This is a genomic window from Cupriavidus sp. FW306-01-F10A, assembly GCF_058782785.1.
On the sequence record NZ_JBYSYA010000013.1, the window covers coordinates 106568 to 128902 of the forward strand.

At 58.9% G+C, this 22335-nt stretch carries 16 protein-coding genes; 6 read left to right on the plus strand and 10 right to left on the minus strand.

Annotation, left to right across the window (positions count from 1 at the left end):
• Nucleotides 1-35 precede the first annotated feature (35 nt).
• From yidC to rpmH, 4 genes are all read right to left on the minus strand, one after another.
• Nucleotides 36-1703: a membrane protein insertase YidC gene (gene yidC / locus AC3WLF_RS19430; RefSeq protein WP_011616294.1), complete on the minus strand. Its 1668-nt coding sequence runs from the start codon at nucleotides 1701-1703 to the stop codon at nucleotides 36-38.
• Between the two features lie 21 nt (nucleotides 1704-1724).
• Nucleotides 1725-2036, minus strand: a complete 312-nt coding sequence (gene yidD, locus AC3WLF_RS19435) for a membrane protein insertion efficiency factor YidD (protein WP_492356875.1) — start codon at nucleotides 2034-2036, stop codon at nucleotides 1725-1727.
• Nucleotides 2037-2046: 10 nt separating this feature from the next.
• Nucleotides 2047-2511 (minus strand): ribonuclease P protein component, encoded by a 465-nt coding sequence (rnpA, locus tag AC3WLF_RS19440; RefSeq protein WP_492321353.1) that lies wholly within the window; start codon nucleotides 2509-2511, stop codon nucleotides 2047-2049.
• Between the two features lie 173 nt (nucleotides 2512-2684).
• Nucleotides 2685-2819, minus strand: coding sequence for a 50S ribosomal protein L34 (gene rpmH, locus AC3WLF_RS19445; RefSeq protein WP_008650850.1), 135 nt, complete (start codon nucleotides 2817-2819; stop codon nucleotides 2685-2687).
• An 815-nt stretch (nucleotides 2820-3634) separates the two neighbouring features.
• Between rpmH and dnaA the strand changes: the two genes are divergently transcribed.
• The 5 genes from dnaA to AC3WLF_RS19470 all read left to right on the plus strand — a co-directional run bounded on the left by dnaA (nucleotide 3635) and on the right by AC3WLF_RS19470 (nucleotide 12363).
• The gene (gene dnaA / locus AC3WLF_RS19450) at nucleotides 3635-5392 is read left to right on the plus strand and encodes a chromosomal replication initiator protein DnaA (protein WP_492358657.1); all 1758 of its coding nucleotides are present in this window, start codon (nucleotides 3635-3637) and stop codon (nucleotides 5390-5392) included.
• 367 nt (nucleotides 5393-5759) lie between these two features.
• Entirely contained in the window at nucleotides 5760-6875 is a 1116-nt protein-coding gene (dnaN, locus tag AC3WLF_RS19455; RefSeq protein ID WP_492358658.1) for a DNA polymerase III subunit beta, read from the plus strand.
• Nucleotides 6876-7092: 217 nt separating this feature from the next.
• Nucleotides 7093-9618 carry a DNA topoisomerase (ATP-hydrolyzing) subunit B gene (gene gyrB / locus AC3WLF_RS19460; RefSeq protein WP_492358659.1) on the plus strand — a complete coding sequence of 842 codons (2526 nt, stop codon included), beginning with the start codon at nucleotides 7093-7095 and terminating at the stop codon, nucleotides 9616-9618.
• 181 nt (nucleotides 9619-9799) lie between these two features.
• Entirely contained in the window at nucleotides 9800-10708 is a 909-nt protein-coding gene (locus AC3WLF_RS19465) for a DUF6731 family protein (protein ID WP_492358660.1), read from the plus strand.
• A 695-nt stretch (nucleotides 10709-11403) separates the two neighbouring features.
• Complete coding sequence (locus AC3WLF_RS19470) at nucleotides 11404-12363, plus strand: hypothetical protein (RefSeq protein ID WP_492358661.1); 960 nt, start codon at nucleotides 11404-11406, stop codon at nucleotides 12361-12363.
• Nucleotides 12364-12502: 139 nt separating this feature from the next.
• Here the strand turns inward: AC3WLF_RS19470 and AC3WLF_RS19475 are convergent, their stop codons facing one another.
• The 6 genes from AC3WLF_RS19475 to AC3WLF_RS19500 form a co-directional block, all read right to left on the minus strand.
• Complete coding sequence (locus tag AC3WLF_RS19475; RefSeq protein WP_492358662.1) at nucleotides 12503-13588, minus strand: hypothetical protein; 1086 nt, start codon at nucleotides 13586-13588, stop codon at nucleotides 12503-12505.
• Between the two features lie 293 nt (nucleotides 13589-13881).
• Nucleotides 13882-17019 (minus strand): type I restriction endonuclease subunit R, encoded by a 3138-nt coding sequence (locus tag AC3WLF_RS19480; RefSeq protein WP_492358663.1) that lies wholly within the window; start codon nucleotides 17017-17019, stop codon nucleotides 13882-13884.
• Complete coding sequence (locus AC3WLF_RS19485) at nucleotides 17019-17762, minus strand: abortive infection family protein (protein WP_492358664.1); 744 nt, start codon at nucleotides 17760-17762, stop codon at nucleotides 17019-17021. The genes AC3WLF_RS19480 and AC3WLF_RS19485 overlap by 1 nt, the downstream gene beginning before the upstream one ends.
• Nucleotides 17759-18970 (minus strand): restriction endonuclease subunit S, encoded by a 1212-nt coding sequence (locus AC3WLF_RS19490; RefSeq protein WP_492358665.1) that lies wholly within the window; start codon nucleotides 18968-18970, stop codon nucleotides 17759-17761. The genes AC3WLF_RS19485 and AC3WLF_RS19490 overlap by 4 nt, the downstream gene beginning before the upstream one ends.
• A 28-nt stretch (nucleotides 18971-18998) precedes the next feature.
• Entirely contained in the window at nucleotides 18999-20555 is a 1557-nt protein-coding gene (locus AC3WLF_RS19495) for a class I SAM-dependent DNA methyltransferase (RefSeq protein ID WP_492358666.1), read from the minus strand.
• Nucleotides 20556-20646: 91 nt separating this feature from the next.
• Nucleotides 20647-21621 (minus strand): HNH endonuclease, encoded by a 975-nt coding sequence (locus AC3WLF_RS19500; RefSeq protein WP_492358667.1) that lies wholly within the window; start codon nucleotides 21619-21621, stop codon nucleotides 20647-20649.
• 175 nt (nucleotides 21622-21796) lie between these two features.
• On the opposite strand from AC3WLF_RS19500, the gene AC3WLF_RS19505 reads away from it, so the two are divergent.
• Nucleotides 21797-22135 (plus strand): hypothetical protein, encoded by a 339-nt coding sequence (locus AC3WLF_RS19505; RefSeq protein ID WP_492358668.1) that lies wholly within the window; start codon nucleotides 21797-21799, stop codon nucleotides 22133-22135.
• Nucleotides 22136-22335 lie beyond the last annotated feature (200 nt).

The following is a 22335-nucleotide window of genomic DNA, read 5'->3' on the forward strand; positions in this document are numbered from 1 at the left end:
CCGGGCTTTTTTGCTTACCGCAACCTGCAACAGCTTCAGCTCTTCGCCACCACTGCCGCCTTGCCCTTGCCGAGCATGCGGTTGATCTGCCATTGCTGCGCAATCGACAGAATGTTGTTCACCACCCAGTACAGCACCAGGCCGGCCGGGAAGAAGAAGAACATCACCGAGAACACCAGCGGCATGATCATCATGACCTTGGCCTGCACCGGGTCCGGCGGGGTCGGGTTCAGCTTGGTCTGCACGAACATCGACACGGCCATCACGATCGGCAGGATGTAGAACGGATCCGGCACCGACAGGTCATGGATCCAGCCCAGCCACGGCGCGCCGCGCATTTCCACCGACGACAGCAGCACCCAGTACAGCGCGATGAACACCGGGATCTGGATCACGATGGGCAGGCAGCCGCCGAGCGGGTTGACCTTCTCGGTCTTGTACAGCCCCATCATCTCCTGGTTCATCTTCTGCGGGTCGTTCTTGTAACGCTCGCGGATCGACGTCATGCGCGGCTGCAGGTCCTTCATCTTGCCCATGGACTTGTAGCTTGCCGCCGACAGCGGGAAGAACACCAGCTTGATCAGCACCGTCAGCGCGATGATCGACCAGCCCCAGTTGCCCAGGAAGCCGTGCAGCTTCTCCAGCAGCCAGAACAGCGGCTTGGCCAGGATGGTCAGCCAGCCATAGTCCTTCACCAGCTCCAGGCCCGGGGCGATCTTCTCGAGCATGTGCTCTTCCTGCGGACCGGCGAACAGGCGTGCATCGGTGGTCACCGTGGCGCCCGGGGCCAGTTCACCCAGCGGCTGCTGCACGCCCACGCGGTACAGGTGCGGGTCGATCTGCTGGACGTAGAAGCTGTGCTCCTTGCCGGTCTGCGGGATCCAGGCCGAGGCAAAGTAGTGCTGCACCATCGCCACCCAGCCATTGTTGGCGGCGGCCGGCACGGTGGCCTTGCCCTTGGCGATGTCTTCGAAGTCGATCTTGTGGTACTTGTCGGCGTCGGTGTAGACGGCCGGGCCGGTGAAGGTGCTGTAGAACTGCGACTGCTCGACCTTGCTGCCGTCGCGCGCCAGTTCCAGGTACAGCGTCGGCGAGACCGGCGCGGCACCCGCGTTGGTCACCGCGAACTTGGTGTCGACCACATAGCTGCCCTTGCGGAACACATAGGTCTTGACCAGCTTCACGCCGTTCTTCTCGGCGGTCAGCGCCACTTCCAGCTGCTCGGCGCCGTCCAGCGTGCGCGGGCCCGGGGCGGCGGTGAACACCGTGGTGTGGTTGGGCAGGTCGCCGCCGATCAGGCCCGAGCGTGCCATGTAGGTGCGCACGTTGTCGCGCTCGAACAGCACCACCGGCTTGCCGTCCTTCTCATGCTCCTTGAGCAGCTCCAGGCGCGACACGATGCCGCCGGCGGTGTCGATCTCGGCGCGCACCGTGTCGGTGGTCACCACGACCTTCTCGCCGGTGGGCTGGGCCGCGGCCTGCGGCGCGGCCGGGGCAGCGGTACCCGCTGCGCCTGGCGCCACGTTGGCCTTGGGCACGTCGCCCTGCGCGGCAGCGCCGCTGGCGGCGGGCGCCGAGGCGGCCTGTTGGGTCGTGCTCGGGAAGAACATCGACGCATGGCCTTGGGAGCGCTGCCAGTTGTCGTAGAGCAGCACGAGGGACATCGAGAAGATGACCCAGAGGATGGTGCGTTTGATATCCATGTCTGGCTGTGGTCGGAGAAATCAGGGTCTGGGCAGACGGATCGCCACAGGCGCATGGCCTGCGGCGGCATGGACGGAACGGCCCGCGTGGGTGTCCGGCCTGGCAGTGTCGTCAGCTTCCGTGCCCGGCACGGGATCATACCCGCCTTGGGCGAAAGGATGGCAGCGGCACAGCCGGCAGGCGGCCATCCAGCTGCCGCGCGCGGCGCCGTAGTGGATGACGGCGTCGCGGGCGTACTCGGAACAGGTCGGCAGGAAGCGGCACTGCGAGCCCAGGTAGGGACTCAGGGCGATCTTGTAGATACGCAGCAGGGCTAGCAGGATTCGCTTCATGGCAGGCGGTTCAGGCCGGAAGGCCTGGTGGCAGGCTTTGCGAGGGGCTCGCCGGTGGCGCCGCGGGTGGCGGTGCCGAGGGCGAGGCAGGCGGTGCGGGTGGCGGCAGCGGCTTGGCCGCTACGTCGAGCAGGCTGGCGATTTCCGCCGCGCATGCCCTTCGGACCGCCGCGCGCGTCGCAAATTCCGCGCGCGGAAACTTGGCTTGCAGGCGCAGCAGCACGTCGCGCCCCGCCAGGTGCTCACGGCGCTGGCGGAACAGCTCGCGCGCCATGCGCTTCACCAGGTTGCGCTCAGCCGCGCGCGGCGCGAACTTCTTGCCGACCACCACGCCAAGCCGTCCTTCCGGACGGTCATTGGCGCGCACGTAGAGCACGAAATGCGGGCTGCGCCGCCGGGGCCGCAAAGCAAAAACGGATGAAAACTCATCCGTCTTTGTTAGCCTCGCGGCTTTGGGGAAGGCATGGGCTGACACGCTGGGTGACACTGGCGAGCGCTGGCGAATACTACTGCTGGCGCAAAAGCGGCGCCCTGCGGCAAGCTGCCGGCCGACCTGAAGCCGAGGCGGTGGGCATTGACGGCTGCGCGGCACGGCTGCGGTACGCTGCAGCCGGCGCCGGGCGCGCCGTCAGGCCGGTCGCCCGGGCCTCAGATGGCCAGGCGCTTGCGGCCCTTGGCGCGACGTGCGTTGATGACGGCACGGCCGCCGCGGGTCTTCATGCGCACGCGGAAACCGTGGGTACGCTTGCGGCGGGTAACGGAAGGTTGGTAGGTACGTTTCATGTTGCACTCTCTGGTTGATCTTGGCTCGCCCGACTCCGGCCGGTGCCGGGGTGCCGTGGCCGCCGCGTATGGTTCGCATGGGGGCTGCCGCTTGCGAGGAACTGCAGCGGCGTATCCGACGATTCTGGTTCTGTCTTGCTGCCGGCCGTGCTTACGCGTGTGCAGGTAGCTAACCTGTTAGCGCGGACGGCACGAACAGGCCAGACCGGCGATGCGCATACGTGATCCCCTGCCGCATCGCAGAACCCGCCATTTAAACGATTTTCTCCGGCGCTGTCAAGGCGCAAGTCTGTGTGCAAGGGCACAATTGCCACAGCGCCCTGTGGCCCGTGGTGCCCCATTGTCCACAACAGCCGGTGGGTAACTGCATGTGTCCCGAAGGCCACCTCCAGCGCAGTCATCCACAGGCGAAGTCCCTGTTTTGCCTGAGATTTTGCCCGTTTCCACACCCCGCAAAGCCGCATCACAGCAAGGGTTGTGCACACAAATCCACCGCATTTGCACAAGTTGTCCACAGACTTATCCTTTGTGGATAACTCAGCGGCGGGTATACAATCCGGGTCCAAACACAACACGGGCTGCGTGGCGCAGGCGCAACCCGGGCCCCCACCGCGGCAACGCATGACTGAACGCACGCCAGTGCGGCGAGCCTGAAGGCTCGCTGGCGGCTGCATGGCATGCCGCGGAGGCCTAGCCGAAGGGAATTAATTCCCAATACGGCTGGGACGGCCCGGATAGCGCGGCATATACGCCGCTTGTGGCGTGCCCGGGCCGCTGAAGAAGCGGACCCGGGTGCGATTACCAAACAACAAACAATGCAAGATTTCTGGCAGGCGGCAGCAGCGCAACTAGAGCGCGAGCTGACGCCGCAACAGTTCAAAACGTGGATCAAGCCGCTGGCGCCCGTTGCGTTCGATGAAGAAACGCACGCGCTGCGCATTGCCGCGCCCAACCGTTTCAAGCTGGACTGGGTCAAGAGCCAGTTTTCGGGGCGCATCACCGCACTGGCCTGCGAGTACTGGGAAGCGCAGGTCAGCGTCCAGTTCGTGCTGGATCCCGCCGCGTCGGGCCGTGCCGCTGCCTATATGCAGCCGGCCCAGCCCGGCATGGGCCCGGGCGGCATGGACGGCCACGCAGCACCGGGTACGGGCATGGCCGGCTATCCCGGCGCCCAGCCGATGGGCGGCCAGGCCCCGTTTGCCATGCCCGGCCAGCCCGGCTATGGCGAATACCCCACCGCAGCCGCGTACGGCATGGGCCAGCCGCAGTACGGCAATCCGGCCGGCATGCCGTCCGCCGCCCCGGTCCCGGCCGGCGCGCGCGGCCAGGCCCCGGGCATGGGCGGCCAGCACCCCGGCCAGCATCACCCGCAGCACGGCGCCGACATGGGCGAGATCGACGTGGTCCACATGGACCCCGCCGAGGCCAGCGCCCGCTCCTACCGCGTGCAGCCGCAGCAACCCCAGCAGCCGCACCCGTCGCATCAGTCCCACCTGCAGGTGGGCGGCGCCACGCCGATGCCGGGCCACCAGCCCAGCGACACGGTGCATGAGCGCTCGCGCCTGAACCCGATCCTGACCTTTGACAACTTCGTCACTGGCAAAGCCAACCAGTTGGCAAGGGCCGCGGCCATCCAGGTGGCCAACAACCCGGGCAAGTCGTACAACCCGCTGTATCTCTATGGCGGCGTGGGCCTGGGCAAGACCCACCTGATCCACGCCATCGGCAACTACATGCTGCTGGAGAACCCGCGCGCGCGCATCCGCTACATCCACGCCGAGCAGTACGTCTCCGACGTGGTCAAGGCGTACCAGCGCAAGGCGTTCGACGAGTTCAAGCGCTACTACCACTCGCTCGACCTGCTGCTGATCGACGATATCCAGTTCTTCTCCGGCAAGAACCGCACGCAGGAAGAGTTCTTCTACGCCTTTGAGGCCCTGATCGCCAACCGGGCGCAGGTGATCATCACCAGCGATACCTACCCGAAGGAAATCAGCGGCATCGACGACCGCCTGATCTCGCGCTTCGACTCCGGCCTGACCGTGGCCATCGAGCCGCCAGAGCTGGAAATGCGCGTGGCCATCCTGATGAAGAAGGCCGCCGCGGAAAGCGTCAACGTGCCCGAAGAGGTTGCCTTCTTCGTCGCCAAGCACCTGCGCTCCAACGTGCGTGAGCTGGAAGGCGCGCTGCGCAAGATCCTGGCGTTCAGCAACTTTCACGGCAAGGACATCACCATCGAGGTGACGCGCGAGGCGCTGAAGGACCTGCTGACCGTGCAGAACCGCCAGATCTCCGTGGAGAACATCCAGAAGACCTGCGCGGATTTCTACAACATCAAGGTCGCTGACATGTACTCGAAAAAGCGGCCTGCCAATATTGCACGGCCGCGCCAGATTGCGATGTACCTGGCCAAGGAGCTGACGCAGAAGAGCCTGCCCGAAATCGGCGAGCTCTTTGGCGGCCGCGACCACACCACCGTGCTGCACGCCGTGCGCAAGATCGCCGACGAACGCAGCAAGGACGCGCAGCTCAACCACGAGCTGCACGTGCTGGAGCAAACGCTCAAGGGCTGATGCATGGCCGATGCCCGGGTACCCCCGGGAAGGCGTTTTGAAGGGCCGGCCCCTCGGGGCTGGCATACTGTAGAGTGCGCGCCACGGACATCCCGTGGCGCCTGGGGAATTAACGTCAGCGTCGCCGGGGCAAGTGTCCGGAAAATGGCCACTGATAAGGCTTTGCGGTGAGTCGGGACGGGATGGCAAGTACGGTTTGCGCCAGCGTGGCTTTTTGTGCACAGCTGGCCCGCCCGCCGGTCCCGCCCCGCTTCACCGCAGCGGCTTATCCTTGGTACAATGGCACATTAACTCCTTGATTCCTAAGTGAATTCGGAGCTATTTGCGTTCTGCGGTCGCCGATTACAAACGACGAAGGATAAATTCAATGCAATTGGTCAAAACCTCGCGAGACAACCTGCTGCGTCCGCTGCAAATCGTGAGCGGCATCGTGGAGCGCCGCCACACCCTCCCGATCCTGGCCAATCTGCTGATTCGCAAGTCCGGGTCCAACGTTTCCTTCCTCTCGACCGACATCGAGATCCAGATCACCACGCATGCGGAATGCGGCGTCGGCAGCGACAGCGTTGCCACCACCGTGGCCGCGCGCAAGCTGCTGGACATCCTGCGCGCCATGCCTGACGGCGACGTGGCCCTGTCGCTCAACGACAAGCGCATGACCGTGCAATCCGGCAAGAGCCGCTTTGCCCTGCAGACGCTGGCCGCAGAGGAATTCCCGACCGTTGCTGAAGCCAGCGAATTCAACGCCAGCGTCAGCCTGCCGCAGAAGACCTTCAAGCACCTGCTGGCGATGGTCCACTTCGCCATGGCGCAGCAGGACATCCGCTACTACCTGAACGGCATGCTGCTGGTGGTGGAAGGCAAGAAGGTCATGGCAGTCGCCACCGACGGCCACCGCCTGGCCTACTGCGGCGTTGAGCTCGAGAACGAAGCGGCTGGCGTCGGCTCGCGCCAGGAAGTCATCATCCCGCGCAAGACCATCCTGGAACTGCAGCGCCTGCTGGAAGACAACGACGATCCGGTGACGGTGCAGCTGGCCGCCAACCAGGTCAAGTTCACGTTCGCCAATATCGAACTGATCTCCAAGCTGGTCGAAGGCAAGTTCCCCGACTTCCAGCGCGTGATCCCCAAGGGCTACAAGAACGCCTTCGCGATCGACCGCGTGCAGCTGCAGCAGGCGCTGCAACGCACCGCGATCCTGACCACCGACAAATTCAAGGGCGTGCGCTGCATCCTCGACACGCACATGCTCAAGATCAGCTCCACCAACGCCGACCAGGAAGAGGCGCAGGAAGAGCTGGAACTCGATTACTCGGGCGACGCGCTCGATATCGGCTTCAACGTGACCTACCTGCTCGACGTGCTTGCCAACCTGAAGACCGAGCAGGTGCAGGTCAGCCTTGGCGACTCGAATTCGAGTGCGCTGATTACCGTGCCGGAAGACGACAACTTCAAGTACGTCGTCATGCCGATGCGCATCTGATGATCCGGTAACAGGACTACAGATACAGAGATACCGGAGCAGCAAACGGCACGCTACGACACCCGCCTCATCGCGGGACGTCTCTTCGCAGCGGGGGCAGGATCGAAAACGATCTGCCCCTTTTGCCGTTTTTAGTAACCCGCCATGCGGAAAGCCAGACGCCCTGCCAATGTGCCGGCGCGGCCGGGCTTTCGCATCAGCCGTTGAGTAGAAAGACATGACCGAACAGCAGAAACCGCAACAGGAAAACACCTACGGAGCCTCTTCGATCCAGATCCTGGAAGGCCTGGAGGCGGTACGCAAGCGCCCGGGCATGTATATCGGCGACACCTCCGACGGCACCGGCCTGCACCACCTTGTGTTTGAGGTGCTGGACAACTCCATCGACGAAGCGCTGGCTGGCTACTGCACCGAGATCCAGGTCACCATCCACAGCGACAACTCGATCTCCATCGTCGACAACGGCCGCGGCATCCCGCCCCTGGTCAAGTTTGACGACAAGCACGAACCCAAGCGCAGCGCGGCGGAAATCGCCATGACTGAGCTGCACGCCGGCGGCAAGTTCAACCAGAACAGCTACAAGGTATCCGGCGGCCTGCACGGCGTGGGTGTGTCCTGCGTGAACGCACTGTCCAAGTGGCTGCGCCTGACCGTGCGCCGCGACGGCCAGGTGCACCTGATCGAATTCGCCAAGGGCGACGTGCAGAACCGCATCGTCGAGACCGTGCCCGGCCCCGACGGCCAGCCCGTTGAAGTCTCCCCGATGAAGATCATCGGCGCCACCGACAAGCGCGGCACCGAAGTCCACTTCCTGGCCGACGAAGAGATCTTCACCAACGTCGAGTTCCACTACGAGATCCTCTCCAAGCGCATCCGCGAGCTCTCGTTCCTGAACAACGGCGTCCACATCAAGCTGGTGGACCAGCGCACCGGCAAGGAAGAAGACTTTGCCTTCTCCGGCGGCGTGAAGGGCTTTGTCGAATACATCAACCGCTCCAAGAGCGTGCTGCACCCCAACATCTTCTACGCCAACACCGAAAAAGACGGTATCGCCGTGGAAGTGGCCATGCAGTGGAACGACGGCTACAACGAACAGGTGCTCTGCTTCACCAACAACATCCCGCAGCGGGATGGCGGCACCCACCTGACCGGCCTGCGCGCTGCGATGACCCGCGTCATCAACAAGTACATCGAAGAAAACGAAGTCGCCAAGAAAGCCAAGGTGGAAACCACCGGCGACGACATGCGCGAAGGCCTGTCCTGCGTGCTCTCCGTCAAGGTGCCCGAGCCCAAGTTCAGCTCGCAGACCAAGGACAAGCTGGTCTCGTCCGAAGTGCGCCTGCCCGTGGAAGAACTCGTCGGCAAGGCCCTGAACGACTTCCTGCTGGAAACCCCGGGCGACGCCAAGATCATCTGCGGCAAGATCGTAGACGCCGCCCGCGCCCGCGAAGCCGCCCGCAAGGCCCGCGAAATGACCCGCCGCAAGGGCTTGATGGACGGCATGGGCCTGCCCGGCAAGCTGGCCGACTGCCAGGAAAAAGACCCCGCCCTGTCAGAACTCTTCCTGGTGGAGGGCGACTCCGCAGGCGGCTCCGCCAAGCAGGGCCGCGACCGTAAGTTCCAGGCCATCCTGCCGCTGAAGGGCAAGATCCTGAACGTAGAGCGCGCCCGCTTCGACAAGATGCTGTCCAGCCAGGAAGTGCTGACGCTGATCACCGCGCTGGGCACCGGCATCGGCAAGGACGACTACAACCTGGAAAAGCTGCGCTACCACCGCATCATCATCATGACCGACGCGGACGTGGACGGCTCACACATCCGCACGCTGCTGCTGACGTTCTTCTATCGGCAGATGCCTGACATCATCGAGCGCGGTTATGTGTATATCGCGCAGCCGCCGCTGTACAAGATCAAGCATGGCAAGGAAGAGCGGTATATCAAGGATGATGTCGAGCTCAATGCTTATCTGTTGAAGCTGGCGATGGAGAAGGCTGTGCTGGTGCGGCCGGATGGGTCGGAGATCAATGGGGATGCGTTGACTGAGTTGGCGCGGCAGTATCAGCTGACTGAGGGGGTGATCGGCCGCTTGTCGCGCGTTGTGGATACCGACGCGCTGCGTGCCATTGCGGACGGCGTGACGCTGGATCTGGATAGCGCTGCGGCGGCGGAGGCTTCAGCGGTGGCGCTGAAGGCCAAGCTGGCGGAGATGCATGCCAAGACGCTGATTGGCGCTGCGGTCAACGACGATGGTACGGCGGATGTGTATGCCCAGTTTGATGAGAAGACCGACAAGCATCGGTTGATGATTGCGCGTCGTCATCATGGCAACGTGCGGCTGTCGCATCTGGATGCGGATTTTGTGCATGGCGCGGATTACGCTGCCCTCTCCAACGCGGCAAAGACTTTCCAGGGGCTGACGCCGGAAGGGACTAAGGTGCAGCGGGGTGAAGGGGATAAGCTGCGGGACCAGACGGTGAATGATTTCCACGGGGCTATGCAGTGGTTGTTAGCTGAGGCTGAGCGTGGGGTGTCCCGGCAACGCTATAAGGGCCTGGGCGAGATGAATCCTGAGCAGCTGTTTGAGACTACGCTGGATGTTACCCAACGGCGACTGCTGAAGGTGCAGATTGAGGATGCTATTGCGGCGGACCAGATTTTCACCACCCTTATGGGTGATGAAGTGGAGCCGCGGCGGAACTTCATCGAATCTAATGCGCTAGTGGCTCGGAATATTGACGTTTGAGTAGTTACATATATTAGCTGTCGACAAGGCCAACCTATTGATTAGGTTGGCTTTTTTTATGGGCCATTTCGCACCAACGTTAAGGTCCGTGCCGGTGGGCCCTACTACTTTCGGGTGGTCAACAGGCGACGTCACGACGCCGATAATCGAGTATCTTTTCCGATCTCGAAGGTGTCATCATATGGCCGGTGAAATGGCAGTCCATCTGTTCGATGTGCGTAGATTCAATGGTTCACCACGCCTGGAAGTCCTGTTGGAACAGATTGCAGCGGATGACCTGACTGCAAGGCTAAAGCTAGTAGGGCAACAGGAGATTCGAGCCGAATCTATCCAAAGGCCGGACTCCGATGACAATCGGTCGCCATATTGGTTGATTGATTTCACCAAGATTCGTTTTGAACACGGGCCAGGAAAGGCTAGTCGAGAAGAGCCGATTGAGGGATTCGACTTGGCTGAAGATGAAGGCTTCGGTGAAGAAACGGCGGCTCTTTACGATCCCCGGCATCAGGTACTGCTTGTTCAGTACAACCATTTCGGAGTGCGCGCGAGCACCATTGGTCACTACTTCAGTCTTTACAATTATGAAGAAGACGCCATACGCTCATATGATCTTCTAATGCGCATGGACGAGAACGCCGATCTCCGCTTTGCATCAAAGGAAGTCATACGAAAGCTACATTTCAAGGTTGCTCCTCCAAAAATGACCTTCCGGCAGCGGGCAGGTAATGTGAGTCTAGGACGCGCACTTGATGTGAGTGATAGTCTCGGTGCCGAAACCATAGAAGTGGTCATTTCAGCAGGCCGGTCTGCCAATTCATCCCTGAGTATCGAACGTGCCCGAGCAATGGTGGCAAAGCTGATGGGCATGCGGCCTAATGATGGCGATAACGATCCGGTCCTAACGAAGCTGGAGGTGACGGGTAAGGACTCACCAATTGATCCGACAGACGTACTGAACTTGATCGCCCCCAAACTCGAAGTGCAAATTGCTGATCTGGAACTCGGACGGGATCTTCGATATACGCAACAATCCCGCTGGGCAGGGTTGATTCGAGCAAGAAATGGTTGGGCACGGGTGCTTCGGGCATGACAAGGCATTTGTGGCTGGAGCGATGGTACCCATATGGCGCAGCTTTGGTGGTCGGAGTCTTCTGGTGGCGTTTCGCACTCGTGCTTCCCGTAGACTTGAAGGAATTCCTTGCAGCGGCGATTAGTCTCGGTGCGATCCTTACGGGATTCATTGCCACATCACAAGCAATATTGGCCTCCCTCCCGACAGACACTGTGGTAGGACGCCTCCGAGCTTCCGGCTACATTGAAGACCTGATTTGCTATCTCGCGGCGGCCCTATATGGTTGCCTCACATTTAGCGCATTTTCAATTGCTGGATTCTTTCTAATTGGGGCGTTACCGAAATGGTATGGTGCGATTTGGGCGGCATTGGCGCTTTTCTCCACTCTAGCTTTTCATCGCGTTTCACGTATCTTTTTCAAAATTTTGCGTTGGTCTCCGCCTGAAAGCTAGGCGTCCGACGGCGTGGTTCCTGGCTCCATTCAATTTTGCACGTCGCTGTCTTTCCTTCGGAGTGACAAGTGACTAATCCGGTAGTTCTCGCGATCACGACTCAGGCAGTGTCGCATTATAGATACTGGTTGGTTCAATGGTTTGATTCGATAAAGCTCGTTGCGCAGCAGTTACAACATTTACTTCGAATCGTGAGAAATAATTTGAACGCTTTCTTTGATGTGGAATTGCAGCAGGCCATCGGCAATTAAGGGAATATACGTGAGCGAATCGACTACTAAAGCAGCTGTTGTAACTGCGATTATAACCGGCGTCTTTACTGTTGTTGCTGGGGTCGCGACTTATTGGCTAACTACAAAGGAGCCCGAACTCGCCTACTCGATTGTTGGCGGCCCAACGCTTGCTACAGCCGCTGGCTCAAAGCGAATATTTGTAGTTGAAGTAAGAAATAGTGGGCGGAAGGAAATAGCACAGACACTGGTGAGGCTCGGATTGCAGGGCGGCCACTTGAGTGAAATCGCATCCGAGGCAAGCCCGGGAGTAAGGTTAACGGAGGAAAAATCTGAGGCGCGTGTGGAAATTTACGCAGATCTTCTAAACCCAGGTGATCTTGTAAAGGTTTCGTTCCTGACCTCGCTGGCCACTCCAGGGGCAATGCCAGATGTAATTGTACGTGCTCCAGGTGTAAAAGGAACTGCCATTACGAGCAAGGATAGCAGCCTATTTGCCGGCATCTCAATCAACACTTTGTTTGCACTATTCGGAGTCGTTTTTGCAGCCATGCTGAGCTCTGTGCTATCCAGAACACCCATCGGCCGGAAGCTGGGGATACTTCAGGGAAACGGAATGGACCAAGCGGAGGTGGTTTCATTTGTGTGCGGAACATGCGGGCTATTTGATGAAGCAGATCAGCTTCGCTTTACTTCTGGAAATATTACATATCGAGGAGCTGCGGATTATCTGAGGCAACGCGCTCAAAGAGCCACTATGCAGGATAGGAAGAAATATCTAGCAGCTCTACATGGCCTTCTTCTTGTTAGGAAATTGGCGGACGAATCTGCCACGGCGATTCGCGCTTCTATTGGTGAGGTCGCAGGACAAGGGCTATTGGACGCTCAGTTCCAGGATCTAAGGCGGCAAGCAGCGGATGAGGCTTATGATCCCGTTGTCTGGAGATCTCAGGTAAAGAAGTACGTTGAAACTATGTTGCAGCGAAACTGAAGCGGGAACGCTGAACAGGGCTCGAGTCTTACTGCGAGTGAAAGGACTCTCTGGTCCCCAACCGATTCCTCTATAAGATAAGGCTGCCTGTCCGTAGCTGGACTGGTGCGCGAATTCTTAGTTGTTTTGTCTCATTGCATTACGCCGGCGAATAAATCTCCTGCGCGTGGATTATTAGGTTATCGGGGTCAGCTGAGATCTGGAGCTTCGCGTGGAGCTCTGCGAGCTGTGCGTAGGTTACAGGCCGTGAACCGAGCTTGTCCGATGTGAACATATATTCGAAAGCTTCGCCGGAAAGAGATGTTGAGCGCATCGATTTGTATTCGAGGACCTCAGTTCCAAAACGATTAGTTTTTGAGCATTCGTTTATTCTGCAAATGGGAAGGTGCTGGCCACTACTTATTAGTTTCTGGTCGGGACGCTGAAGCTTGTCGGTTGGTCGGAGGAAAGCAGCGCAGTGCGGGAACCGGTATGGACTTTTCGAGGAAAGATCTGTGCATAGTCCTCTGTCACACGTGACGGCCTTTAGCTTTGAAATTTGACCATGCAGTCGTGGATCGGCAAGGCTCAAAGTCTGCTTTTCCCAAATCTTGTATTGAATCAGCACGAGCGTTGCCTGGTCGCAACCTACCGCATGCCGTTCGTAAATTATGTCGGCTCCAGATACATGCTCGGGCTTGTCGGGATGCAAGAGATGTACACGAAGGGCATTCCCGTCAGGTAGCTGAAAACTGCGATAGCCTTTCCCTGTCTCTATGCATGGAAGGCCTTCAGGAAAAGCGGCCACATCCCGAAAAATCAATTGATTTTCCGTATGGGCTGGGGGTGAGATTTCCTCTCTGGTGTGACGAAGAACCTTCAGGCGATTTTTTAATTGGTCTACTTGACCTTTGTCTCGTGTGCTCTTGGCAAGAGCAAGTAATTGTTCTAGCTCTTGAATGTCGCTCTGTACCAGCTCTAGAGGACTTATCGTTCGTGCCTCTGCTTGCCCCTTCAGTCGGGCTCGCTGTCTATATTCGCGAGTCGTGTCGGATTCCTTCGCTCGCCGAAGAATACTAGTCTCGTGACCTAACAAGGCTGGATAAAGTTCTCCCCCAAAATCAATTGCTTCGTCATAAGTTGATTTTGACATATTGCCCTTCGTCGATATCTTGAGCAATTCCCGGAAGGCATTTAGCGCAACCCACTCGGAGTCGATCCTTTGGTCTTGTTGTCCTTGAGTCATCGTTTCTTAGTGAGGCGAGATTGTGATTGCTTGCTTAGTAAGTTGCTTATGATGTAGCTACGTACTTGAAGAAGCCGCCTTTCGAGGAGGCTTCTCCTTTAAGTTGTGGCTCGCATTGAGGCCAGTCGGCGCACTACTGCAATGCGCGAATACCTCGAAACGAGTTCCAAGGCATTCGCCTTTGTTGACAAGAGACAATTCGACGATGAAATGCTCCTCCATCTCAGTCAGATGTGCCCCCAAGTCGTTACTGTGCTGACGTGGTATTGCTAAGCAATTAGACTCCTACTGGCTCACCCCCCGCGCGAAACCGACCACCCCGACGACAACGCCTCGGCTTGCTGTAGTACCGTTTGCACAGCAGTGTCTTGGAGGTCAGGTGGGTAGCCATATTTCCGCAGGATACGCTTCACCAACACCCGCATCCTCGCTCGTGCCGAATCACGGTGAGCCCAATCCACCGACACGTTCTCCCGCAGGCTCACCAGCAGCTCGTGAGCGATCAGCCGAAGCTTGTCGTCGCCCATCATCTGCACAGCACTTTCGTTCTCGGCCAGCGCGTCGTAGAAGGCGATCTCCTCATCGGACAACCCGGACTCTTCGCCTCGCTGGCGGGCAGCGCGGATGTCCTTGGCCAGTTGGATCAGCTCCTGCAGCACTTCTGCAGTGGTGATGGCGTTGGCGTGGTAGCGCGCCACGGCATCTTCCAGGCGTTCCGAAAAGGCCTTGGTCTGCACCACGTTGGCTTTGCTGCGCGAGCGAATGCCGTCGTTGATCAGCTTGCGCAAGGCTTCCAGCGCAAGATTCTTCTTCTCCATCTGCTGAACTTCTGCAAGAAACTCGTCGGAGAGGATGGAGATGTCCGGACTCTTGATGCCCGCAGCGGCCAGGATGTCGACGATCTCGGTCGACACCACGGCGCGGCTCACGATCTGTTGGATGGCCAGCTCGCGTTCTTGCGCGGTGACACCTGACCCGGTAGCAGTCTTGACCAGCGCAGCACGAATCGCCTGGAAAAAGCCCACTTCCTCTCGGATTTGTCGGGCCTCGTCGGAGGCGGATGCCAGGGCGAACGCCTTTGAGAGCGCCAGCACGGCGTCCTGGTATCGCCGATGTGCGTTCTTCTTGCCTTCGTTGGTCTTCTCTTTCGCCGCCAGCTTCTGTTGGAGATCGAGAATCCACTCGATGGCTCCCGCCATCATCGCAAGGCGCTCCTGCGGTGTGCCGTTCATCGCGGAGACGTAATCGAAGCCGTGGTACATATCGCGTACGACCTCGTATTTCTCCATCATCACCGCGATGGCCTTCGCTTCGTCAACGCCGGTGTTTTCCTGGTCGTTCTTCGAGTATTGCTGCAGCGCAGATTTGAGACTTTGCGCGATGCCGATGTAGTCCACGATCAGTCCGGCAGGCTTGTCACGGAAGACACGGTTCACGCGTGCAATTGCCTGCATCAGGCCGTGCCCTTGCATCGGCTTGTCCACATACATCGTGTGCATGCAGGGTGCATCAAAACCAGTGAGCCACATATCCCGAACGATCACCAGTTTGAGCGGGTCCTTCGGGTCGCGGGCGCGCTTGGCTAGCAGATCTCGTCTGGCCTTGTTGCCAATGTGCTGTTGCCACGCCTCCGGGTCACTCGCTGCCCCCGTCATCACGATCTTGACCGCGCCAGCACTGTCATCGGCGCTGTGCCAGTCAGGCCGAAGCTTGACGATCTTGTTGTACAGCTCCACGCAGATGCGGCGGCTCATGCACACCACCATCGCTTTGCCATCGAGAGCTGCCACACGATCCTCGAAGTGGGCGACCATGTCCTTGGCCACCAAGGCGAGTCGCTTGTCACTGCCCACCAACGCTTCGACCGTTGACCACTTCTTCTTGAAGCGTTCCTGATCGACTTCGGAGTCCTCCTCGGTGAGTTCGTCGACCTCGGCATCGATCTTTGTCTTTTCTTCCTCGTCGAGTTCGATGCGAGCAAGCCGCGACTCATAGTAGATCGGCACAGTTGCGCCGTCCTCGACCGCACGGCTGATGTCGTAGACATCTATGTAGTGTCCGAACACCGCCGGGGTGTTAACGTCGTCGGCCTCGATGGGCGTACCTGTAAAGCCGATGAAAGATGCGTTCGGCAGGGCATCCCGCATGTACTTGGCGAAGCCATAGGAAATTTCTCCGGTCTTCGCGTCGAGCTTGGCCTTGAAGCCGTACTGACTGCGGTGCGCTTCATCCGCGATGACGACCACGTTGCGTCGTGTTGTGAGCGGCTCCGCGATCTCGCCAAATTTCTGCAAGGTAGTGAAAATCACACCACCCGACGCACGGCTCAAGACCTTCTGTAGATCCTCGCGGCTCTCAGCCTGCACCGGCGTTTGCCGGATCAGGTCGCGGCACATCGAGAACGTGGAGAACAACTGATCGTCGAGATCGTTCCGGTCGGTGAGAACCACCAGCGTCGGGTTGGCCATTGCCGGGTGTTTGACCAGTTGCCCGGCGTAGAACGCCATCAGCAAGCTCTTGCCGGAGCCTTGGGTGTGCCAGATGACGCCAACCCGCTGATTGCCCTCTGGCGAGGAGGCAGCCACAGTGCTGCTAACTGCGTGCCGTACCGCGTGGAACTGGTGATAGCCCGCGATGATCTTGGCCAGACCAGATCCGGTTTCCCCGAAGACCGTGAAATGGCATAGCAGGTCGAGCAAGCGGCGATGCTCGAACACGCCGTCGATCAGGGTCGAGAGTTCCGGCATACCTTTCGGTGCAACGTCGTTACCGTCAGTTGTACGCCAGGGCATGAATCGCTCAAGATCGGCGGACAGTGAACCAATACGCGCAGCAATCCCGTCCGATGTCACTAGCAGAGCGTTGGTGTGAAACAGCGCAGGAATTTGGTTCTTGTAGGTCTGGAGCTGATTGAAGGCTCCAACAAGAGTTGCGTTGCCGTTTCCGGGGGCCTTCAATTCGATCACACCGAACGGCAGGCCGTTTACGAACACAACAATATCGGGGCGCCGATTGTACTGACCGGCAATGACAACGAATTGGCTCACGGCCAACCAGTCGTTGTGCTTCGATTGTTCGAAGTCGATGATCTTCACCTTGCCAGCGGTCAGCGTCCCGTCGTCGGCGTAGTATTCGACGTCCACGCCTTCGATCATCAGCTTGTGGATGCGCCGGTTTTCTTCGAGCAATGATGGCAGTTCGGACTGCGTCAATTTGCGAATGGCGTCCTGCCTGGCCTCCACTGGCAGGCCAGGGTTTAGGCGAGCAACGGCGTCCTCAAACCGCTTCTTGAGAATGACCTCATCGTGACTCTCGCGCTCCGGGCGGTGTCCATCGGGGCCGATGTCCTCTTCACGCTCGATGCTGTAATCGAGAGCACGCAGCTGGTCCAGCAGCGCTCGCTCCACGGCGGCCTCCGACAGAAACGCCATTACTGTCCTCCTTGTTCTTCAACGGGCGCCATCACTAGAGCCGGTGCTCCGCGCGCAGCGTTCAACGCCTCGACATAGGCATTCCGATCCAATTCGTAAAGCAAACGACTGACCTCGATGTTGATTGCCAGCTCGTCATCGCCTGGCAGCATGAAACGCAAGGTAGGTGAGTCGCCGTCCTCGGCATCCACTGCCAGCCCCACGTGCGCATCAATCAGTGCGTTGTCCTCCGCGAACCGCTCCCAAGGCTCGCGAGAACTGATCGGATCGAGTTGTGTATCCAGATAGGCCTTGTGAAGAAAGGTCACAATCGCATCCGCAGCAAGGATTGCCACGCGACGGTGATAAACGGTCAGGGCTTGGATAAAACCATCCTTCCCATGGCTCAATGGCCCAGCGTCATTTCTCAGCACACGGAGAGACTCTGCCAAGCCATTGTGATGTTTTATTAGATCGGCAAATTTCCTATCCCGGACATCACCACGTCTTAACACCCGTGTTGCAGCAGACACCCACTCAGTGATCGGGGCCTCATCCCTTGGTTTCAGCGGCGACGTTGAATCGTCAAGTTGGTCGATAATTACCCGACAAACACACTCCACCAGTCCCTTTGCGGCATCAATCGAAGCGTCGCTCTCGCTCTCAAGACTTGCCTGCAATGCTTCAAAAGTGTGCTGAAGCATCGGCGCCTCGCGCCAATGCGCACAGGCTTCCCGAATACCGGGGCACCAGTCAAAAGTCATACGACCGCCCCGACCATATGCTTGGCATCCGGCACGCGCAGCTCACCAGATATGAGCTTGGGCAGCAGAGTATCGCGGAGCTGGGCGAGAGTTTCGATTGTCTGGGCATTGGCCTTGATGCTTTTGAACTGCGGCACGACGGCATGAGAGACGGCATTCCACACCTCTTGATTCGGCGGTGATGCTAGTTTGAATGCGGCCACAGAGTCGGCCTGAACACGCTGGCGACCAGATGTGCCCGTCATGCTCCGGATGGCCTGTTCCCGAAAAGCATCATCTCGCGCAAGCAAATATGCAAATTCGGAAGGCACAGGGGCCTTTGTGCGCATAACAATGTACTCAGTAGAGCCCCAGCCCACCGAGTTATCCGGTAAGCCTTGAACAAACGCTGTTTTGCCATTCTCTAAACACGGTGTGATGCGGGCGAGCAGCGTGTCGCCATTACGAAAGCGCATACCGCTTCCAAACGGTCGGGATACCGGCGGCTCAGGCCAGCATCCATTAGTTGGCAGTGAAGCCATTTCAATATAGGGTGCTTCTGTCCCTTTCCGCAGCGGTTCGCTAGGGTTGAAGTCGATGAGCTGGCTTGCCGGTACGCTTTGCCACCCCTCCGGGATCTCCCCCAACTCCGATTCAACGAGGCGCTCGGGGAAGAGGTCGTAGAGGTGCGCGGGCAGCCCGGGCAGCGTTTGTCCCCGCTGCCAGCGGCCTTCCAGCTTGGCGCGCACCGGCTCGAAGTCCACGAACCACGCACGGTACAAGGCGCGGGCTATCGCCTCGAGCGTTTCGTTCGTCCGCCGGTTGAGCTCGATCTTGTCGTCCAGCGCGCCGAGGACATAGGCGATAGCGCGCTGCTCGGAGATATCACCCGGAACACGAACAGGCAGCGGATGTACATGGTTTCGATTCAATGTTGGCACGGCCCCACCAACATTGAACTTGCTGAAGTCAATTGATTTCAGCAAGTAGTAACAGAAGCGAATGTCATTGCCCTTGAAGTCATTCACCCAAAGAGTGGTATTCAGCGGCCAGAAGTCGTGAGTCACATATTGCCCGCCGCCAAGGCTCCCAGAGCGACCAATGACCACTCCCGGAGCCTTAACCATTGCTTTGGAATGAGTACCCACCTCGCCAGTGGATGCAATGATTGGATATACCCCAGACAGGCGCTCATGTGCTGGCAAATCAAAGCCACGCTGCAACGTCAACACATCGCCTAGTGTGCAATTCCTCCATTCACTCGCCATACCCAAGCTCCTTCAGGTTGGCCTCAATTGCTGCCTCCAACTTGGCAGCAGCTTCTCGCTGCTCACGCCACAGTGTTGAGAGCCGCGCCATCTTTTCCTCGAAGGGCTCGCCTTCATCTTCCTGCTCGGCCGCGCCCACATAACGTCCAGGTGCAAGCACGTAGCCATGCTTGCGGATGTCTTCCAGCGAGGCAGATTTGCAGAAGCCGGCCACATCGGCGTACTCACCCGCTCCGTCTTCCCCTCGCCAGGCGTGGTAGGTGGCGGCGATCTTCTGGATTTCCTCATCGGTGAGTTCGCGCCTGGTGCGATCCACCAGTACGCCCAGCTTGCGAGCGTCGATGAGCAGCACCTGCTTGCGCCGGTCGCGAAGTCTCTTGCCGGGGTTCTTGTTGCGGGCCAAGAACCATAGACAGGCCGGAATCTGAGTCGAGTAGAACAGTTGCCCAGGAAGGGCCACCATGCAGTCCACGACATCTTTCTCGACCATCTCTCGGCGGATGTCACCCTCGCCAGACTGGCTAGAGCTCATCGAGCCGTTGGCCAGCACTACGCCCGCCGTCCCATTAGGCGCGAGATGGTGGAAGATGTGCTGCAGCCACGCGTAGTTGGCGTTACCCACGGGCGGCACGCCGAACTTCCAGCGCACGTCTTCACGCAGGCGGTCGCCACCCCAATCGGAGATGTTGAATGGCGGATTGGCGAGGATGTAGTCGGCCTTGAGGTCGCGGAGTTCGTCCTTGTGGAAGCTGCCTTCGTTGTTCCAGCGGATGTCGGAATCGATGCCCCGCACCGCCAGATTCATCTTGGCCAGCCGCCAAGTCACGTAGTTTGACTCTTGGCCGTAGATGGCGATGTCGCCGATGCGGCCGCCGTGCTCCTGCACGAACTTCTCCGACTGCACGAACATCCCGCCCGAGCCGCAGCAGGGGTCGTAGACGCGGCCTGAATAGGGTTCGAGCATTTCGACCAGCACGCGCACCACGGAACGCGGCGTATAGAACTCGCCGCCACGCTTACCTTCGGCTCCGGCGAACTGGCCGAGGAAGTACTCGTACACTCGCCCGAGGATGTCCTTCGAGCGGTCGCCTTCCTCGTTCAACGCAATACCGGAGATTAGATCTATCAACTCACCAAGCATCACCTTATTGAGCGCGGGGCGGGCGTAGTCCTTGGGCAGCACGCCCTTGAGCGATTCGTTGTCTTTTTCGATGGCGCGCATCGCGTCATCAATCAACGTGCCAATGGTAGGGAGCTTGGCATTGGCCTGCAGGTGCGACCAGCGCGCCTCCTTCGGCACCCAGAACACGTTATCCGCGAGATATTCGTCCTTGTCCTCGGCCACCTGCGCGTCTTCTGCCAACAGGGCTGTGTGCTTGGCCTCGAACGCGTCGGAGATGTACTTCAGGAAAATGAGTCCAAGCGCGACGTGCTTGTAGTCGGACGGTTCCATGTTGCCGCGAAGCTTGTCAGCAGCCTTGAACAGGTCAGCCTCGAAGCCGAGGTTTCCTCCATTGCCGTTCCTGCTCGTGTCATTCCGTGCCATCGTGTTCTTTCCTATTTGCGTGATGCCTTCGCAGCCGGGTATTGATACCCCGGGGCGACTTCTGTCTGCATTATCTCGTACCCTACGGTACTTAAATCGAGGCCGTCGCCATGATTCCATTGAGCCCTTGGTCACCTTTGCCACGTCGCAAGATGCGTTCACGGTGGTAAGTCAGATAACCGCTCTGCTTTTTGCTAAAAGCGCCGACACTTCCTCGCGGATCCAAGCCCCACGCCAACATAATGGTTCCAATCTCTGGCGCAGCTAGAAGCACCTCACCACTATCGCCAAACGAAATCCAGCCTCTGTCAAAGAGCCGATCCGCGTGCGGTGCTAACAAAAGTCCATTGGATCCATCAAGACGCTCACTGTTTGTCGCAGTCGCCCAGGGTTTGATGTGACTAGCGATGAGGAAGCGTTTATCCGCAACGCGCGTAAGCCGGCATCGCGACTCAAACTGTTCTACATTAAGTCGGAAAATTCCTTGACCTTTCCGTGCCTTAATAAGCTGCGACTTCTCAGTCTCCCCGATGGACTGGGCCAATAGTTCCTGCTCTGCTTTTGCGTCGTCGATCTCATGCTGGCAATCCGACAGCACTCCAGGGAGATCCGGCGCCCGTCGCTCGACCAAGGCCATGAGCAATTCACCCATGGCATTGGAAATAGACGCGAGGTAGCATGATTCATTGCCGTGGCCGTTCACCCGTATTGGTGAATGCTTTGCAGGTAAGAGCGGTGAGATACGATCAATGTGCTCTTTTGGAGAAAGAGGCGCGTCTAGCCGGTTCCAGTCGACCTGAACATACCACCCGAGGTCTGCCCAACTGTCACCAGCCGCCCCAAATTCTACCGGCTTAGATTTCTCCATTGCCCGGGCAGAAACTATACCCACAGCTCGTATAGCTGTGTTCGCGTAGGAGAAAACAACGTCGCCGGGGGACGTCTCGGCAAGGTTGTCGTAGGTCGGATTCCTAGCGCCATTGGCTTTTACTTTCGGAGACCAAATGTAACCGCCTCGTAGTTCTGCCGCGAAGGTCTTCTTATGATTTACCCACCAAAATCGCATTCTTCGCTCGAATTTAGGCTCAGATCTGCGATGTCCGTCACTTCCTTACATGGCAGTTTCGGGCGGTGACGGAGATGCAGGTCGAGGGCCAGTATTAACTCGTACCAATGCCAAGCGCGCTTCTCGCCTTTCTTCGAGGCCAGCATCGGGCGCGCTTACCATATGTTTTCAGCAGATGGTATCGCTTTTTTCTGCAATTGGACGCGAAATTTCCGCAGATCGAAGAGGAAAAGAGGTGCCTGGCCTAGAGCTTCATGCCGATCTGCTCATTCTCTTGGTGGAAGCCCGCTGGATCGCCATTGCAGGCTGCGACCGCGGCCGTGACAGCCCCCAAGCAAGTCTTGCGAGTTCGCGCATTGTTCGGCAGAGGCTATCGGTGGAGACTTCCAAGGTCGCCAAAAAACAATGGTCGACGAGGTTTGACAGCCTGACCAATGCGCACCCGACGAGCAGCGAAGCGGTGAGGCGTCTTCGCCGCGGCGGGCGCCTACGAGAAGCCCTGGCAGGCATTTGAAGGCCCATACGTGGGCTTTACTTACGACGGCCTGAATGATGCTTTGAGAGTTCGGTGCATTGTTCCGTGCAGACTGTCGTTGGAAACTGGCAGTGTCACCACAGCAATGGTCGACCAGGTTTGACAGCCTGCCCCACGTATCCCGGACGAGCAGCGAAGCGGTATCCTCTCGTCTTTCGCCTACGTACGCCCTTAAGGGG